At 65.4% G+C, this 15923-nt stretch carries 21 protein-coding genes; 10 read left to right on the top strand and 11 right to left on the bottom strand.

From position 1 onward, the window contains the following. Positions 1–14 precede the first annotated feature (14 nt). Positions 15–671 (bottom strand): glycoside hydrolase, encoded by a 657-nt coding sequence (locus tag MSM1_RS15700; RefSeq protein ID WP_213444152.1) that lies wholly within the window; start codon positions 669–671, stop codon positions 15–17. A gap of 276 nt (positions 672–947) precedes the next feature. On the opposite strand from MSM1_RS15700, the gene MSM1_RS15695 reads away from it, so the two are divergent. The 4 genes from MSM1_RS15695 to MSM1_RS15680 all read left to right on the top strand — a co-directional run bounded on the left by MSM1_RS15695 (position 948) and on the right by MSM1_RS15680 (position 2555). After that, positions 948–1199 (top strand): hypothetical protein, encoded by a 252-nt coding sequence (locus MSM1_RS15695; RefSeq protein ID WP_213444150.1) that lies wholly within the window; start codon positions 948–950, stop codon positions 1197–1199. A gap of 446 nt (positions 1200–1645) precedes the next feature. Continuing rightward, complete coding sequence (locus MSM1_RS15690; RefSeq protein WP_213444148.1) at positions 1646–1816, top strand: hypothetical protein; 171 nt, start codon at positions 1646–1648, stop codon at positions 1814–1816. An 87-nt stretch (positions 1817–1903) separates the two neighbouring features. Then, positions 1904–2344, top strand: coding sequence for a DUF2637 domain-containing protein (locus MSM1_RS22760; protein ID WP_307857409.1), 441 nt, complete (start codon positions 1904–1906; stop codon positions 2342–2344). Beyond that, on the top strand, positions 2334–2555 hold the full coding sequence (locus tag MSM1_RS15680; RefSeq protein ID WP_213444146.1) for a hypothetical protein: 222 nt from the start codon (positions 2334–2336) through the stop codon (positions 2553–2555). The genes MSM1_RS22760 and MSM1_RS15680 overlap by 11 nt, the downstream gene beginning before the upstream one ends. 324 nt (positions 2556–2879) lie before the next feature. Here the strand turns inward: MSM1_RS15680 and MSM1_RS15675 are convergent, their stop codons facing one another. Beyond that, positions 2880–3023 (bottom strand): hypothetical protein, encoded by a 144-nt coding sequence (locus MSM1_RS15675; RefSeq protein ID WP_213444141.1) that lies wholly within the window; start codon positions 3021–3023, stop codon positions 2880–2882. A 50-nt stretch (positions 3024–3073) separates the two neighbouring features. Between MSM1_RS15675 and MSM1_RS15670 the strand changes: the two genes are divergently transcribed. Next, on the top strand, positions 3074–3238 hold the full coding sequence (locus MSM1_RS15670; protein WP_213444136.1) for a hypothetical protein: 165 nt from the start codon (positions 3074–3076) through the stop codon (positions 3236–3238). Between the two features lie 275 nt (positions 3239–3513). After that, positions 3514–3690: a hypothetical protein gene (locus MSM1_RS21965; protein WP_236056434.1), complete on the top strand. Its 177-nt coding sequence runs from the start codon at positions 3514–3516 to the stop codon at positions 3688–3690. A 236-nt stretch (positions 3691–3926) separates the two neighbouring features. Here the strand turns inward: MSM1_RS21965 and MSM1_RS22755 are convergent, their stop codons facing one another. Next, a complete protein-coding gene (locus MSM1_RS22755) occupies positions 3927–4748 on the bottom strand; it encodes a reverse transcriptase domain-containing protein (RefSeq protein WP_307857408.1) in 822 nt (273 codons plus the stop codon). A 120-nt stretch (positions 4749–4868) separates the two neighbouring features. On the opposite strand from MSM1_RS22755, the gene MSM1_RS15655 reads away from it, so the two are divergent. Beyond that, positions 4869–6191: an ISL3 family transposase gene (locus MSM1_RS15655; RefSeq protein ID WP_213444119.1), complete on the top strand. Its 1323-nt coding sequence runs from the start codon at positions 4869–4871 to the stop codon at positions 6189–6191. Between the two features lie 224 nt (positions 6192–6415). Here the strand turns inward: MSM1_RS15655 and MSM1_RS22750 are convergent, their stop codons facing one another. From MSM1_RS22750 to MSM1_RS15625, 6 genes are all read right to left on the bottom strand, one after another. Next, positions 6416–6994, bottom strand: a complete 579-nt coding sequence (locus MSM1_RS22750; protein WP_213444131.1) for a reverse transcriptase domain-containing protein — start codon at positions 6992–6994, stop codon at positions 6416–6418. Between the two features lie 618 nt (positions 6995–7612). After that, positions 7613–8299, bottom strand: coding sequence for a hypothetical protein (locus tag MSM1_RS15645; protein WP_213444127.1), 687 nt, complete (start codon positions 8297–8299; stop codon positions 7613–7615). A gap of 203 nt (positions 8300–8502) precedes the next feature. Then, positions 8503–8688: a hypothetical protein gene (locus MSM1_RS15640; protein ID WP_213444124.1), complete on the bottom strand. Its 186-nt coding sequence runs from the start codon at positions 8686–8688 to the stop codon at positions 8503–8505. Between the two features lie 294 nt (positions 8689–8982). Beyond that, on the bottom strand, positions 8983–10305 hold the full coding sequence (locus MSM1_RS15635) for an ISL3 family transposase (RefSeq protein ID WP_213444119.1): 1323 nt from the start codon (positions 10303–10305) through the stop codon (positions 8983–8985). A gap of 133 nt (positions 10306–10438) precedes the next feature. Beyond that, positions 10439–11020 carry a hypothetical protein gene (locus MSM1_RS15630; RefSeq protein WP_213444113.1) on the bottom strand — a complete coding sequence of 194 codons (582 nt, stop codon included), beginning with the start codon at positions 11018–11020 and terminating at the stop codon, positions 10439–10441. Next, positions 10938–13112, bottom strand: coding sequence for a phage tail tape measure protein (locus tag MSM1_RS15625; protein ID WP_213444109.1), 2175 nt, complete (start codon positions 13110–13112; stop codon positions 10938–10940). Before MSM1_RS15625 ends, MSM1_RS15630 begins: the two co-directional genes overlap by 83 nt. Before the next feature lie 600 nt (positions 13113–13712). On the opposite strand from MSM1_RS15625, the gene MSM1_RS15620 reads away from it, so the two are divergent. The 3 genes from MSM1_RS15620 to MSM1_RS15610 all read left to right on the top strand — a co-directional run bounded on the left by MSM1_RS15620 (position 13713) and on the right by MSM1_RS15610 (position 15292). Next, positions 13713–13973: a hypothetical protein gene (locus MSM1_RS15620; protein WP_213444103.1), complete on the top strand. Its 261-nt coding sequence runs from the start codon at positions 13713–13715 to the stop codon at positions 13971–13973. Positions 13974–14517: 544 nt separating this feature from the next. Further along, positions 14518–14667, top strand: a complete 150-nt coding sequence (locus tag MSM1_RS15615) for a hypothetical protein (RefSeq protein WP_213444098.1) — start codon at positions 14518–14520, stop codon at positions 14665–14667. Positions 14668–14743: 76 nt separating this feature from the next. Then, positions 14744–15292, top strand: coding sequence for a hypothetical protein (locus tag MSM1_RS15610; RefSeq protein ID WP_213444092.1), 549 nt, complete (start codon positions 14744–14746; stop codon positions 15290–15292). 6 nt (positions 15293–15298) lie between these two features. Here the strand turns inward: MSM1_RS15610 and MSM1_RS15605 are convergent, their stop codons facing one another. Both MSM1_RS15605 and MSM1_RS15600 read right to left on the bottom strand, forming a co-directional pair. After that, positions 15299–15595, bottom strand: coding sequence for a HigA family addiction module antitoxin (locus MSM1_RS15605; protein WP_374101728.1), 297 nt, complete (start codon positions 15593–15595; stop codon positions 15299–15301). A 13-nt stretch (positions 15596–15608) separates the two neighbouring features. Beyond that, the gene (locus MSM1_RS15600) at positions 15609–15890 is read right to left on the bottom strand and encodes a type II toxin-antitoxin system RelE/ParE family toxin (RefSeq protein ID WP_213444080.1); all 282 of its coding nucleotides are present in this window, start codon (positions 15888–15890) and stop codon (positions 15609–15611) included. Positions 15891–15923: the final 33 nt, after the last annotated feature.

The raw sequence follows: 15923 nt of genomic DNA, 5'->3' as shown, positions 1-15923 counted from the left end.
CCCGGCGGTTCATGTCAGGGGCTCATGGAGTCGATGTAATAGGTCTCGTGTCCGGTCGGGTAGCCGCCGCCGTCGGTGGCGATGTGAACGTGGTCGAAGTGGTTGGCGGTCTCTGAGCCGTAGTCCGCCGTCCAACTCGGCGCGCCGATGCCCGGATAGAAGCCCCGTCGCCAAATCACATGGACCACTCCCCAGCGGTGCGCATTCGCCAGGGCGTACCCGGCAATCTGGTTGCCCAGCTCAATTCCCTCCGCGCTGCGGTAGTTCGGGATCATCACGTCGATCGCCAGCCCGTTGGGATGCCACTTCAGCGGATCCTGGCGGTACCCGCCGATGGTGGTGATCTGCGGAAACAACACGCTGATTGCGCGGGCGGCCCAAATAGTGTGGACCTGCAGTCCCTGCTCCGGTGCGACGCCCGGGGGTAACGCGTAGGGGATCACCCGGTTTGCGACCGGCGCGCTTGCCGCAACCAGTTGCGCCGCCCCGGGGGTGGCGAGGTGCGGACCGCCGCCCGGCGCAGGCCGGTGATCCGCCGGGCTCGCGGCCGGATGCTCGGCGCAGCACGCCGGTTTTGCGTTCTGGGCGTGAAGGATGGCGGCAGAGACGGCGACCGAGGCCGCGAACGCCAGCCAGCGGCCCCGGCCTCTGGTCGGCAATTCTCTGCGCACGGTCAGCACCTTACCGTGGTCCCCGTACCGCGCGGCGCCTTTCCGCGGGTCGTGGTGGGCCGCGGCGGCGCGGTGTGGTCGACCTTGCGCCAGCGCCGCGCCGCGCCCAAACCTGGGCAACTCATCGTCGGCGAGCCCGCGCGCCTCCGAAATACCGTGGCCAGCTCGGAGTGCCTTGGATCCTTGTGGGTGCGGCCCTGATAGCGAACCCAGCCGAACGGATTACCCGTCAGGAGCAGCGCAGGGCGCGCCAGGCCAACCGCGCTGTTAGACAACATGTCTCGCTCATCGACTGAATTCGGTGTAATCGTTTCCGCGCGGCACCTGGCGGTGCGGGTGCGGGAGCTGCACGAGTTCTCCGTGCAGATAACTCGCATGAGCCCACCAGCCTCGATCACCCACGGGCGGGCCGTCAAGCTGATGGAGTCGGTTATCCGATTTTCCGTCGCCTCAACCACGGCCGAGCTGATGCTGGCCGCCGTTGCGACATGTCCGCGCTTCCAGCGCTTCTACAGGCCAAACCGGTAGGCCGCGGTCCTCGAGGCTAGCCGCGCTCTGTCCGGCTTGTCACTCGGTCGGGCTGACAGGATTTGAACCTGCGACCACTTGACCCCCAGCTTCATTAATGGCATTCGCGGGCGTACGTGGGCGACCAGTTTTTGCAGGTAGAGCCGATTTCGGGACATTGGCGAACAGTCCCGAACACCCCAGAAATCGGGCGCGTTGCTGTACCCGTTGCTGTACGGCAAGCAGCCAAACATCAAGAGAGACAAAGGACCCCGGCGACGGCTGCGACCGCCCCGGGGAATGGCCGAACTGGATAGGAGCTCGACAATGCAAGAGATTACGCCCGCCAACCACCCCGATGTTGCCCCGCCGCCCGACGCTACCACGGTCGACGAGTGGGATCGCATCTTCGACCGCGAGGAGCTGCATCGTTCTTCTGGGGCACCCAGCGCGGTGAGAAGGTGTCGGTGGAGATCAACGGCTTCCAGAATCCGGACGGCAGCGTTCGGCAGCGTTGGATATCGGTTGCGGGCCTCGAGCTTGACGCGGCTGCCGCGCGAGAGGTTGCCTACGATCTGCTGGCTGCGGCCGACGAGCTCGAGCAGATGAACGGTCAGGATCCGGCGGTCACCCGATGATCGTCATCAATCCGGTCGCGGACGGCGTGCGCAGGCGCCGCCGTCCGGTTCTTTTGGTTCACGTTGATTGCGGCGACCGGCGCATCGGTGGCTGGGAACGTTGCGCACGCGCTGTTGGCCGTACAGGGGCACGCGCCGATCGCGGCCACGGCTGCGGTCGTTCCGCCGGCCGTGTTGCTTGGTTCAACGCATGGTGTTGCGCTGCTGGTGCGTACCCGCACCGTTGGCGCGACGTACTGGTGTGCGCTGGCTATGACCGCGATGCTCGCGGTGTGCGCGTTCGTGCTCAGCTTCGATGCGCTGCGCACGTTGGCGCTGACCTGGGCCGGGTTCTCGCCTGCGACGGCGTGGCTATGGCCACTGGCGATCGACCTGAGCATCGCGCAGTCCACGCTCGCGTTGTTGGCGCTGTCCGGGACACCACGGCGCACCGCCAGTGCGCGCAATGGTGCGGGGGTGTTGCACAACGGTGTGCCGCTGCACAGCCTCGGCGCCGCCGGATGCACGGCATTGGACGGTGGCGGCTGATGAGCTGATCGGCGCGGGCGTAACGCGCATCAATCGCGACAAGGCAGCCCTGGTGCTGTCCGAGCTGGCCGCCGGGACAGCGCCGTCCACTTTGGCGCGCAAGGTCGGCGTGGGTTATGCGACGGTGGCGCGAATCGCTGAAACGACAAGGACGGCGCCCAGCGAGGTCGTACGATGCGCCGCAGCAGGACAATCAGGAGAACAATCGTGACCGCCAGTGATGACGATCAACCGACCGCCGTTGCTGCCAGCGACAGCGACGAGACCGCTGATGTGCCGGGCAGCCCGCGGACCGCTGCGGCCGAGCTGCATCCTGAAGCGCCGACCGCCATCGTTGCTGATGCGGGAATAACTCAAGTCGCCGCGTTGGCATGGTCGTCCGAGGCTGAGACGGAGGAGCTTGCCGATCGTTCTCACGGGTGGCGTGGGCGGCTCTTGTGGCTGCCGCTGGTGGCGTTGTTATGTGTGAGCGTCGCAGTCGTCGTTTGGTTCTCGGTGACGTTGTACCGTCAGGAGCGGCCTGGCGCCGCTGCGCCTACCGCGCCAGTGTCCGCGCCGGTGGCTGCACCGCCAGTTCACGCTGCGCCGCCGCCTCCCGTGGCTCCGGTTGCGCCGCCTCAAGCTGTCGCGCCCGCACCGGCACCGCCGCCGCCATCCCCCGCGCCGGCTCTACCACCACCGGCTGCACAGTCCAACATCACTCAACAGCAGGCCAACACGATATGCCGCATGTTGCGTGATCCGGCGTGGACCATGCCGCAGATCGAGTCGTCGACCGGCGACATGCTGGCCGACGACAACCCCAGTTTTAGGGGTACACCCGACGTTTTCAAAGCCATCGCGGCAGCCATGTCGAGCACCTGCCCAGAGGTCGCCAATCAGCGACCGTTTTGACGGCGCATTCGCGGGCCTATCAGGAACGGCGCGAGAAGCGAAGTCGGACAGCACGTAACACGCTTGGGCCGATGGGAGATAGGGGTACAGCGGCGGGACGGACACTGCTCATCATGGATCCGCTTCCCTTCCCGCGCTTACCGGCCCGTTCGGCTGCACCCACGGTGACGATACGCTGCGCGAAATAGGACGGTCCCGCGAGGACGCTGCAGTCGGCGAGTACCGAGGACGGATCGGTTGTTGGTCGCACCTATTCACTGGCTGAGGTCGCAGCGATGGTGTTGCCGCCCGAACTGCAAGATCCCGAACGCTGGTTGCGTAACCGGCTGCGTAGCCGCCGGATCCGCGGCTACAGGGTCGGCCGAACTTGGCGCATGACCGAGGCCGACGTGATAGACATGATCGCCCGCCATCGCAATGAGCCCGCGCCGTCCAAACCTGCTCCTGCCTGAGGTCAATTCGATCATCGATGGTTTGTGGGCGCGATCGCGACGACGACTCATAAATCGCGCCGGTATGGAGAGTTGGGTCGGGAACTGGAGAAGTAATGAGCACTGACGGTAGGACCCAGGGCCTTGGTGCCGCCGGTTTCCCGGTCGGTTGTCCGTCCCCTGGTGCCCCTGGTCAGGTCGGTGCCGCTCCAGCTCCCGCCACCTCGAACCGTGCATGCGGTTCTCCCGCACACGGCTCACCGACGCCGTTCACCGCCGGCATTCGGTTTCTCCCGCCAGGGCTTGTTAGCCCTGGGTGCGATGACGGTTCCGTTCAGGCTGTACAACCCGCAGTAATCGGTGGACTGGTAGGCAAGCACGGACAGGCCAAAGCCGCGCCCGCGCTGCCTACCGATAAACAGCGCCAACCGGTCTTGGGCGTGCTGCTGGATCTTGTGGAAGCGGATCGCGGAGTGGCCGTAGCGAAAATAGTTCGCCCAGCCACGCAGGAACCTGTTCAGGTCCTCCACCACCACCTCGACCGGCAGCAGCAGCCGAGACCGGATCGTCAACTGCCTGATCCGATCGCGTGCACGGTGCATCGCCCGATCACTGGGCCAGCGGGCCAAGAACGCCACACCACGTCTGCCGTGCACACCCCGCGAGCGCACCATCCGATGATGAAAGCCGAGAAAGTCGAAACCTTCTCCGCCCACCACCAATTCGACGATGCGGGTCTTGGCCTCCTTGGGCACCAAGCCCAACTCGGCCAGCAGCGCCCGCAGCCGCGCGAGCGCGGCGTGGGCTTGCTGTTCGGATTCGCGCATCACCAGCAGATCGTCGGCGAAGCGCACCAGCACCCCGAAAGCGCGGGTGTCCCAGGACCGGTCGAGCCGGTGCAGGTACACGTTGCACAGCAAGGGGCTGATCACAGCACCTTGCGGGGTTCCGGTGTCTGGATGACGGACGACGCCGGATTCCATCACTCCCGCACGCAGCATCGCGCGCAGCAGCTTAAGCACCGACTGGTCGCACACCCGTTCCTCGACCGCTGCCATCACCCGGTCATGCGGTATCACCGAAAAACAAGGCTCTTCTGACGCTTCCGTGGGCCGGTTGTTGATGTAAGGGGCGCACGTCGTTGTGGCTTAAGGTTTCTGGCTTGTGGAAGGTCAGGAACCAAAGGAGCCAACAACGACGTGCGCAATGTGAGGCTATGGCGTGCGCTGCTGGGTGTCGAGCAGCGCACCGTGATCGAAGACATCGAGTTCGAGGAGTTCGGGGAGGAAGACGCCGACGGCGACACGCTGGTGGTGGCGCGGGTGCGGCCGCGAAGTGGTGTTTCGCGCCGTTGTGGCCGCTGCGGTCGCAGGGCGCCCTGGTATGACCGGGGTGAGGGTCGGCGCCGGTGGCGGGGCCTGGATTGGGGCACGATGCAGGTGGTGCTGGAGGCCGATGCGCCGCGGGTGAACTGCCCCGCCCATGGGCCTACGGTGGTGGCGGTGCCGTGGGCGCGCCACCATGCCGGGCACACTTTGGCCTTTGATGACACGGTGGCCTGGCTGGCGGTGGCGTGTTCGAAAACCGCGGTGTGCGAGTTGATGCGGGTCGCCTGGCGCACCGTAGGGGCGATCGTGGCGAGGGTGTGGGCCGACACGGAGAAGAGGATCGACCGGTTTGCGGGTCTGCGTCGGATCGGCATCGATGAGATCTCCTACAAGCGTCACCACAAGTACCTCACGGTGGTGGTTGACCACGACAGCGGCCGGCTGGTGTGGGCCGCCCCGGGCCGCGACACCAAGACGCTGCGGCGGTTTTTCGACGCTCTGGGCGCCCAGCGGTGCGCGCAGATCACCCATGTGTCCGCCGATGCGGCGGAGTGGATTGCCGATGTGGTCGCCGAGCGCTGCCCGGGCGCGATCCGCTGCGCAGATCCGTTTCATGTGGTGGCCTGGGCCACCGAGGCGCTGGATGCCGAGCGGCGCCGGGCCTGGAACGACGCGCGAGCGATCGCGCGCGGCGAGGCCAAATGGGGCCGTGGTCGGCCCAGCAGGAACACCGCGCCGCGGCCGGGTCATGAACGAGCACGGCGGCTCAAAGCCGCCCGCTATGCACTGTGGAAAAACCCCGAAGACCTCACCGAACGCCAAACCGCCAAACTGGCCTGGATCGCCAAGACCGACACCCGGCTCTACCGCGCGTACCTGCTCAAAGAGGGCCTGCGGCATGTGTTTTCGGTCAAAGGCCAGGACGGCAAAGACGCCCTCGACAAGTGGATCTCCTGGGCGCGGCGCTGCCGCATCCCGGTCTTCGTCGAGCTGGCCCGCCGCATCAAACGCCACCGCGAGGCCATCGACGCCGCCCTCGACCACGGCCTGTCCCAAGGATTGATCGAATCCACCAACACCAAGATCCGCCTGCTCACCCGCATCGCATTCGGATTCCACAACCCCGCCGCGCTGATCGCCCTGGCCATGCTCGCCCTCGGCGGCCACCGCCCCACCCTGCCCGGCCGCGGCTAACACCCCTCCACCAGGGCACCCCTCGGGTTTCCCCTCTCAGACGTCGCCGATTCTGCGCTACCCGCTCGTCGGTGTCCATGTCGTTCCGCCTCGCTGCGCTCGGGGGCTCCACATGGACACCTCCCACCCGGGCAGCGCTACAGGCAACTATCGCGGAAGCGAGCACAAACGAATTCAACCATCAGATCACGGTCCCGAATCGGCCCCACCCACCCACGGATACGTCAGGAGGGCCAAAAACAATCGGCGATATCGGTCTCCACCACCCACCGCCTGCCCCGAAAGTTCTCGTCGACGAGCACCTGCAGGGCATCGTGCTGACCCCGCTTCGGGCGAAACCCGAAACCGCACGGGGCAAAACCCGCTTCGAAGATCGGCTCGAGCACGATCTTGGTGGCGGCCTGCACGATGCGGTCACGCACAGCAGGAATCGACAGCGGCCGCTGCTCGGTCGTTCCCGGCTTGGGGATATAGACCCGCCGCGCCGGAAGCGGCCGATACGACCCATCCCGCAGTTCGGAGAACAGTTCCTCAAGGAGCCGGTCGATGCCGTACTCCTTTTCGATCCAGTCCAAGGTGGTCCGGTCAATGCCCGGTGCGCCGTTGTTGGTGCGCACCGCGACCCAGCCGCGCCACAGGACATCTCTGCGCAAGATTTTGTCCCACAACGCATGAAACCGTCGCCCGGGATCGGCCTTGGCCGTCCGGTACAGCGTGTGTTGCAGGGCACGCACCTTGTCCAACGGAACCTTGTCAGCGACAACAGTTCCGCTGTCGGCGGGACTAGCCGAAACGGCACTCACCGGGCACCTCCACAGTCACCCACACGCATCGACGAAGCAGTGGCCCTTCCCTCACCGGCGGTTGTGTTGTCCGCTCGGCTCAACCGGTACTACGACCACCTCCGACGCCCCCCCGGCTGGCTTCCACTTCCCGGCTCGTCGCCGGTTATAGGTCGCCGCGCTCCAACCGCTCTACGCAGTCGGTTGGGCCGGGGAGGGCCTCTCCAGTTCCCGTCACCACTATCCGAACGTTCCGAGCCCCTTACGCCGGGGAGTCCTTCACGGCTGCACTTCCAGGATCTTCACCGCTTCCATGGCCTTCGCCCTTCTCCTCCGGGCTCGGCACTCCCTGATCGCTTAACGACGCGGCAGGCTTCACTTCACGTTACGGACCGTTCGGTTGCACACCCCGATAACCGGGGCGTTCGACGCTGGGCTTCGACCCCGCCCGTTTCCAGACGACACCGCCAGCCTGCTACCGGGCCTCCTGACAGCTACCCGGACCGGACTTTCACCGGCAAGCGACGACGAGCTTACGAATCAGCCGCCAACCATTTACATGATCAACCACCTTTCACTACTGGACGCACAGGAGTGGACGCGATGAACCATCGGTTCGGCGGTGGACGGCGGTCGGTGTCAGACGTACCAGTCGGCGCGGCGATCGTCCATGACGCGTGCCGCTATCCAGCGTTGCGCGTCCAACGGATGCAGAGCTATATTTTTCGATGCGATCGTTATCGGAGTGCCATAGCCCGGGAAGCTGGACATAGCACCGGGCGGCTCTACCTCCTGCCATTGCCTTCCGTGCTGAACGATCATTTGCGGATCAGCCATGCGCGCGGTCCAGCAGGTGTCCATGGTCTGCGCTATCGCGGCGACCAATTGGGTTGTTGAATCGACCAATCCGTCGAGAACATCTTCGCTGGCCGCAGGAATGAACGCATCCCAAAATGATGTTGCAGGCGGCCAGGAGCCGTAGACGAACGATTGGACCTCACTCCACAGCGGCTCGCGATACAGCAGACGGACGAACCGGTTGTCGGACGTCGGCACTACCATCTTTCTGCCGACGGCCCGATGCGTCGCACCGTTCCGGGTTTTGCGAAGCCAGTCGAGCCAGTCCGGTGGGCCATATTGCTGCCAGTCCCTCACCGGTACCACGAGTGCCTCTTGGGCGGCGCGGCCTTTGCTTCCGGGCAGCTGATACCGCTCCCTGGTCGAATTGGCGTGAAGTTCCGCCGCAGCCTTCTCGAGCTCGCCCCAGTCAACTTTCACGATGTTGTTGACCTCGAAGCCGCCGACGATGTACACCGCGGCTGACAAGCGGTCGAGCGTCTGGCCGAGGTGGAAGAAACATGCCTCAGCCGAGTGGGTGATGGACAGCGCCCGTCGCCGTCCCGCCGCGTCGAGGGGATAGGGGTTCCCGTGCGTCTTGATTGCTTGCTTGAACGCGTAGTCTTGGGAAAACGCTGCTTCGCGATGGTTTTTCGCGGCGAGAGATGCAGAAAGAAGCGCCTCGCCGACGCCTAGATTGTTTGGATCAAGTAGTCGGCGACGATTGCCAGGGTCTTCCAGTCGCTGTGTCCGACCCAGCAGGAGAATCCGCCATCTTTCTCGTCGAGCTCGCCGATAAGCCGAGCAGCGAACACGTCCAGGGCGTCGGTTGCGGCTGCGACGCGCTTTTCGTAGTTCTCAGCATCTGCGGGTAACACGAGACGCCATCGTACGACTGACGACGTCGCCGCCGCACCCCAATTTTGGGCCCTTTTCCGGCCCTCCTGACGTATCCGTGGGTGGGTGGGGCCGATTCGGGACCGTGATCTGATGGTTGAATTCGTTTGTGCTCGCTTCCGCGATAGTTGCCTGTAGCGCTGCCCGGGTGGGAGGTGTCCATGTGGAGCCCCCGAGCGCAGCGAGGCGGAACGACATGGACACCGACGAGCGGGTAGCGCAGAATCGGCGACGTCTGAGAGGGGAAACCCGAGGGGTGCCCTGGTGGAGGGGTGTTAGCCGCGGCCGGGCAGGGTGGGGCGGTGGCCGCCGAGGGCGAGCATGGCCAGGGCGATCAGCGCGGCGGGGTTGTGGAATCCGAATGCGATGCGGGTGAGCAGGCGGATCTTGGTGTTGGTGGATTCGATCAATCCTTGGGACAGGCCGTGGTCGAGGGCGGCGTCGATGGCCTCGCGGTGGCGTTTGATGCGGCGGGCCAGCTCGACGAAGACCGGGATGCGGCAGCGCCGCGCCCAGGAGATCCACTTGTCGAGGGCGTCTTTGCCGTCCTGGCCTTTGACCGAAAACACATGCCGCAGGCCCTCTTTGAGCAGGTACGCGCGGTAGAGCCGGGTGTCGGTCTTGGCGATCCAGGCCAGTTTGGCGGTTTGGCGTTCGGTGAGGTCCTCGGGGTTTTTCCACAGTGCATAGCGGGCGGCTTTGAGCCGCCGTGCTCGTTCATGACCCGGCCGCGGCGCGGTGTTCCTGCTGGGCCGACCACGGCCCCATTTGGCCTCGCCGCGCGCGATCGCTCGCGCGTCGTTCCAGGCCCGGCGCCGCTCGGCATCCAGCGCCTCGGTGGCCCAGGCCACCACATGAAACGGATCTGCGCAGCGGATCGCGCCCGGGCAGCGCTCGGCGACCACATCGGCAATCCACTCCGCCGCATCGGCGGACACATGGGTGATCTGCGCGCACCGCTGGGCGCCCAGAGCGTCGAAAAACCGCCGCAGCGTCTTGGTGTCGCGGCCCGGGGCGGCCCACACCAGCCGGCCGCTGTCGTGGTCAACCACCACCGTGAGGTACTTATGGTGACGCTTATAGGAGATCTCATCGATGCCGATCCGACGCAGACCCGCAAACCGGTCGATCCTCTTCTCCGTGTCGGCCCACACCCTCGCCACGATCGCCCCTACGGTGCGCCAGGCGACCCGCATCAACTCGCACACCGCGGTTTTCGAACACGCCACCGCCAGCCAGGCCACCGTGTCATCAAAGGCCAAAGTGTGCCCGGCATGGTGGCGCGCCCACGGCACCGCCACCACCGTAGGCCCATGGGCGGGGCAGTTCACCCGCGGCGCATCGGCCTCCAGCACCACCTGCATCGTGCCCCAATCCAGGCCCCGCCACCGGCGCCGACCCTCACCCCGGTCATACCAGGGCGCCCTGCGACCGCAGCGGCCACAACGGCGCGAAACACCACTTCGCGGCCGCACCCGCGCCACCACCAGCGTGTCGCCGTCGGCGTCTTCCTCCCCGAACTCCTCGAACTCGATGTCTTCGATCACGGTGCGCTGCTCGACACCCAGCAGCGCACGCCATAGCCTCACATTGCGCACGTCGTTGTTGGCTCCTTTGGTTCCTGACCTTCCACAAGCCAGAAACCTTAAGCCACAACGACGTGCGCCCCTTACATCAACAACCGGCCCACGGAAGCGTCAGAAGAGCCCCTTTTCCGAAGCGACCCGCTGGTCACCGCGGTAGCCTGTTCATCGGAGCCTGCAGCCGAGCCATGTTGTATTGCTGCTGCATCTGCTGCATCTGCTGCATCGACCACTTGAACTGATCAACGTTGTTCGCCTGCACCGTTACTCCGTTGATCTGCATCCCAACACCGGGGTGCTGCGGCGCCTTGCCTTCGTCGCGGCTGCCGGGCGCGTTCTTCAGCGGCGGTTGCGTGTTGCCGGCGGTGACCGGCCGCGCCGGCTTGGCTCCGGCGATGCCGGCCTCTTGGCCGGCGTAGGCGAGGGTGCGGTTCGCCAGCTGCGACAGCACCTGCACGGCGGCACCGGAGCCGGGCGCGAAAAAGTCAGCGCCAGCGGCGGCGGCGCCTTCAGCGGCGCCGATCGCACCTCCGCTGATGCCCAGTCCCTTCGACGACTGGGAACTCGACGATCCGATACCGCCGCCGGGAATCTGCTGCTGCTGCTGTTTACCTTCTGGGTCTTCCGGCGCGCCCTTGGCCGCTGCGCTAACCGGCAGCGGCGGCGGCGCGGCCGCGGATTCCTCGGCGATCGGGCCTCGGCTGCCGCCGGCGAAGTATTGCGCTGCCACAGCGCCGCCGGCGGCAAAGTGCTGGGCGTTCATGAACGCCAGGGCGGGCCCGAATTGCTTGACCGCGTCGACGTTCATGACCTCTTCGCCGGGCGTAAGCCACGCGGGCACAGTGTCGGTGCCGACGGGGCCGCCGGTGGCGAAATGATCGGGAACGTCGGTGGGCGCGATTGTTGGCGCACCTACACGCGGTGGACCTTGGCGGGGCGCCGGGAACGGTATCGGAGATCGGCTGCCGCCGTATTCGTTGTATCCGTTGTCGCCGAGAACATCGCTCAGATCGAGCTGCTGGCGGTTTGGCGGCGCGCCCGGCAAGCCGAACAGGTCCGGCAGTGTGGATGGTCCGCCAGTGATGCCGCCTTGGCCGGTCAGTGCGCCTCGCAGGATCTCCATTTCGGGTGTTGTCGCGACGCATGGCACTGGCTGGCCCTGCAAGTGCGGGATCAGCTCGGGCGGTATTGGGAACGACCCGAATTGGCCACCTCCTTGCATCGTGTAGAGGCGCGAGTTGTTCGGTCCAGAACCGACATAGTCGGTGAAGGCCGGGCCCACACCAGGCGCGGGAGGCTGGAAGATCGGCGGCGCTGCCGGATGCGGTTCCGACGCCAGGGATGACGGAGGCGACTCCCGCGCCCAGCGCCGCGCCGGTCGCGGCGTCAGTGCCGACAACCGATGCGCCATGCAGAAAGCTGTTTCCTGCGGTCGCGTTCTGCAGCGCGTTGCCGCCGAGCTGCGCGCCGATCGCCAAACCGCCGAACTTCGCCAGCCCAGACAGCGCCGTGCCGAGCCGGCCAGCTCCTGACGCTGCGGCATCTTCCTCGGCGACCATCGTCGCCAGGCCGCGGTTGATGCCGGTCAGGGTTTCGATGACGTTGATTGCCTTGAATGTCAGCCACGCGGTGCCCATCAGTCCGAGTGCATCGATGACGGCGTGCATGACGGCGGGGTGTTTGGCGAACTCGTCGCCGACGTTCTTGGCGAGGTTCGCGACGTTGGTCATCATCGGAACGAACGCGGAACCGATCTCGATCGCCGCGGCGCCGAACGCGGCTTTGGCGTCGGCCATCTTCGCGTTGAGCGTTTCCTGAGTTTCGTTAAAGCCCTTGACCGTTCCATCAGCTTCCGCGGTCGTGTTTTTGACGGCCTTGATCTTGTCGTTGGTGTCTTTGGCGTTGGGGCCGACCAGCTGCAAAACGGTGCGCAGCGACTCCTGGCCGCCGGTCATCAACGCCAACGCCTGCTCGTACGTTTGAATGTCGCCTTGGCCGTTTTTCAGCACGGTCGAGAAGCCAGAAACCTTGTTGTTCAGGTTGTTCCACTGCTGAATGAGGTTGGCGCCCTCAGCGCTCAGGCCGCCGCGCGACTTGCGGAACTCTTTGAACGACAGCGTGCCGTCTTTGATGGACTGCGCGACAGCCTTCGCTGCGGGCGTCAGGTTGTTGAACATCTGGTTGGCGGCGTCGGTGGCCTGCTGGCTTTTGAACATGGTGTCGATGACGACCTGCTGCGCCGGATTCATGTGCTGGCGGATCGTGTCGGACAGCATCTGGACGGTGCCGGCATAGCCGCGCTCGCCGAGGTGCTCTTGCACGTCGCGTGCGTCGACGCCGAGTGCGGCCATCTCGTCACGCATCTGCTGGGTCGGTTTCATCAGCTGCGAGATCGAGTGCGCCATGTTCTGCGCGCCCTGCTCCGCCGAGGTTCCCGACTGGGTGATCTGGGCAAGCGACCCGTAGACGTCGTCGAGCCTCAAACCGGCCGCCGCGGCGATCGGCTCCACGGCGTGCAGCGAACCCGAGAACTCCTGGAAGTTCGTCTTAGCCAGACCGACCGCGGTGACCATCTTCGACATGACCTCAGCGGCCTGCTGCGGCTTGTAGTTGAAGTCGTTCATCGACGTTGTCAGACCGGACAGCACCTCTTTGAGGTCGGAGTCAGCAGCCTTCTTGGTGGTGTCCACTAACGCGAACCCGAACCCTGCCAGCGATGCGGCACCAACAGCGTTGAACACCTGCCCGGCGCGGGTCACCGAATCGGACGCTGTCGCGGTCGTGCTGGACAGCCTCGCCGCCGCACCTTCGGCCCCAACCATCGCGTCGACATGGTCGCGCTGCGCTTTCGCTGCCCGGGCGTGCGAATCAGCAAGCGCTACATTCGCTGCAGCCGCCCTCGACGCTGCTGCTGTTTCGGGTAGGAGCTATCCGTCCCGTACTTGTCGCTGAGTTCGTTCAGCCGTTTCTGCGCGACCTCCACCTGGCCCATCGCGCTGACCATCCGCCGCGCCGCGGCTTCCTCTACCTCAGCGGTCCGCGCATACTCGGCCTGAAAGCCTGCAACTCGCGGCGCGCCGCGCTGCCGTCCAGGACGCCGAACGCCTTCGACATCGACGCACCGAGCCCGCGGCCGATGTCTTCACCCGCGCGGGCGAAAATCTGGACAGCTTCACGGGCAGCCAGCTGCGCGGCCGCAACATCAAGTCGGCTTTTTACATCTAGGAAGACAGGAATCTCGGTTACCGCCTTTCGCTCGAGCGGCCACGCCCGACCGCCAAGCTCGTGTTAGGCCGCCGGCGCGGCCAGCTCAACCGTAAAAGCCAAGCGCCCCAACCACGGACACACTCGCGCCGACGCGAGCGATTGGATCCGGCGGGTCGCAGCCGCGAATACCGAACGTAGCGAGGCAGACTGACAGCTTGATGGACGTGTTCGCCTGCCAGCACTGCGCCGCGATGCCCGAGATGATCATCGACGGCCGCGCACAATTGTCGATCGTCCGACACTCACTCGGCTGCCCAACACTGCTGACCCAGGTCCGTACCCGCTGGCCCATCGAGGCGGAAAAGTTGCCAGAGACGCCCGGACAGGTGCCGTTTGCCAAGCGCGCAGACTTCGGGCGCTTCCGCAAGGCAGTGCTGGCGCGCGAACGTAAACGGCAACCAGCCGCAGCGCGGTAGCCGCGGCAACGTGGCAGGTCAGATGGGTTCAGCCCCGGTTTTTGAAGGGGTTCACCCTCGATTTTTGCCCTCGTGTAAAAAAATCGGCGACTGGCAGGCGGTCGATGCGTGGGGGGGTGGGTGCTGATTTTTTGGCGGGGGTGGCAAGGGGGCTAGCCGCGGTCGATGGTGCGCCGTGAGTATCTGCGGATCGCGCCGAGCTGGCGCTTCACTGCAGCGGGGTCTTTCTTTGATCGGCCGTTGCCGCGACGCTTGTGCTGCTTGCACATTGCGCAGCCGCGCCAGGAACGGGATGGGTGGTGGTTGGGCATGTGGGCTGATCGCCTATCGGGGACTCCGCTTTTGGGCGAAGTGGGTAGCTTATCGTGGTATCTAGGATCATGGGGGCGGTGTGCAAGGGATCCGGGTGAAGCTGGTGGCAAGCGCCGCGCCACTGATGAGGACTACGCAGAGATGGCCGCCAGCTACGCGGCCGAACCGCTGCGCCGCGATGAGGTCCGGTGGATCGAGATCGGTCCTGGACTGCCACATGGAGACAGGGACGATGGATCCGAAGGACTACGAGATTGACCCGGCCGACGATATCGATCTCGACAAGGAGGTCGTCTACCTGGCTAACGGCGAGCGGATGACCAACGCCAAGGCGCAGGAGATGGCTGACGAAGCCGAGCGACGGGCGAAGTCGCAGGAGTGATTGCTGAGCGGCGGCTGTCCCGGGTGTGCCTAGTGTTCTGGCGCGGGCCCATGCCGGACAGTCGATAGGGTGGTCGATGATGGCCGTTGCCACCTTCGTTCTAGCCGTCATCGGGGCTGCCACTGGTGTGGGTTCGTTGGCGTGGAATGTCGTGTCCTTCATGTGGCAAGGCGGCCGGCCCCACCTCACCCCGATCATTGGCATCCTGGACCTGCGGGGCGGACTGGCCTCCGCTGACGCCAGTCGCGATATTCGGCAATCGCTGGCCAGCAACGCCGCCGAGCTGCCTCCGGGATCCCCGCTCGTGGTCGGAGTGTCGGTCGTCAACGCCGGGCGAGCACCGTTCCACGTCGCCAGATGGGAGCTGCGCAGCGACCCGGGCGCGACGTCGTTCACTTCACTCGAGAACATGCCCGGGTCGCAGACGGTCCCGTGCGATATAGCGCCGGGTGCGTCCGCCACGTTTTTCACGGCGTTGAACAATGCTTATGCGTTGGAGGCGGCCGCCAGATCGATCAACGGGAAGCCGCAACGGATTACCGTCCGGGTCGAAAGCGGCGGACGGGTTTACGAAACCGATCCGATAGCGTCAGGAAACATCGCACTTGGCGCACCTCGTGGCTAGGCGCTGTTACGCCTTTGCCGCGACCTTATGGATGTGCTCGAGTTCGTCGCCGAGTTCGACGCGCGCCAGGTCGAGGTCGTAGCGGGCCTGCATGTTGACCCAGAACGCATCGGTAAGCCCGAACGCCCGCGACAACCGCAGCCCTGTGTCAGCCGTGATGCTGCGCTGCCCGTGAACAATCTGGTTGATCCGCGGCAGCGGAACACCGATCGCCTTCGCGAGCGCGTACTGGCTGATACCCAGCGGCTCCATGAACTCGCGCAACAGGATCTCGCCCGGGTGTGTCGGCAGAAAGTCGGCCATCGTCATCCCTCCTTCAGTGGTAGTCGGTCAGTTCGACGTCATCTGCGCCGCCGTTCGTCCACGCGAAGCAGATGCGCCATTGGTCGTTGACGCGGACGCTGTATTGGCCATCGCGGTCGCCGGACAGCTTCTCTAGCCGGTTGCCTGGCGGAACGCGCAGGTCGTCGATGCTGCCAGCCGCGTCGATCAGCTGCATCTTTTCCCGCGCCCTCTTGGCGAGGTTGCGGCCGATCCGCTTGGTGTAGCGCAAGTCCCACACCGCTTCCGTGGCGCTGTCGCGGAACGACCGGATCACAACACCAAACCTAACGCGAGACGATACTAACGT

This window comes from Mycobacterium sp. SM1, from assembly GCF_018361265.1.
Taxonomy (GTDB): domain Bacteria; phylum Actinomycetota; class Actinomycetes; order Mycobacteriales; family Mycobacteriaceae; genus Mycobacterium.
This window is presented reverse-complemented; position numbering and strand designations above follow the sequence as displayed.

Bases quoted from the DNA above. Each gene is read 5' to 3' on its own strand.
- MSM1_RS15605 (WP_374101728.1), bottom strand. From the start codon at position 15,595: ATGGCCGACTTTCTGCCGACACACCCGGGCGAGATCCTGTTGCGCGAG.
- MSM1_RS15695 (WP_213444150.1), top strand. From the start codon at position 948: ATGTCTCGCTCATCGACTGAATTCGGTGTAATCGTTTCCGCGCGGCAC.
- MSM1_RS15615 (WP_213444098.1), top strand. From the start codon at position 14,518: ATGGATCCGAAGGACTACGAGATTGACCCGGCCGACGATATCGATCTC.
- MSM1_RS15670 (WP_213444136.1), top strand. From the start codon at position 3,074: ATGTTGCGTGATCCGGCGTGGACCATGCCGCAGATCGAGTCGTCGACC.
- MSM1_RS15625 (WP_213444109.1), bottom strand. From the start codon at position 13,112: ATGGTTGGGGCCGAAGGTGCGGCGGCGAGGCTGTCCAGCACGACCGCG.
- MSM1_RS21965 (WP_236056434.1), top strand. From the start codon at position 3,514: ATGGTGTTGCCGCCCGAACTGCAAGATCCCGAACGCTGGTTGCGTAAC.
- MSM1_RS15610 (WP_213444092.1), top strand. From the start codon at position 14,744: ATGATGGCCGTTGCCACCTTCGTTCTAGCCGTCATCGGGGCTGCCACT.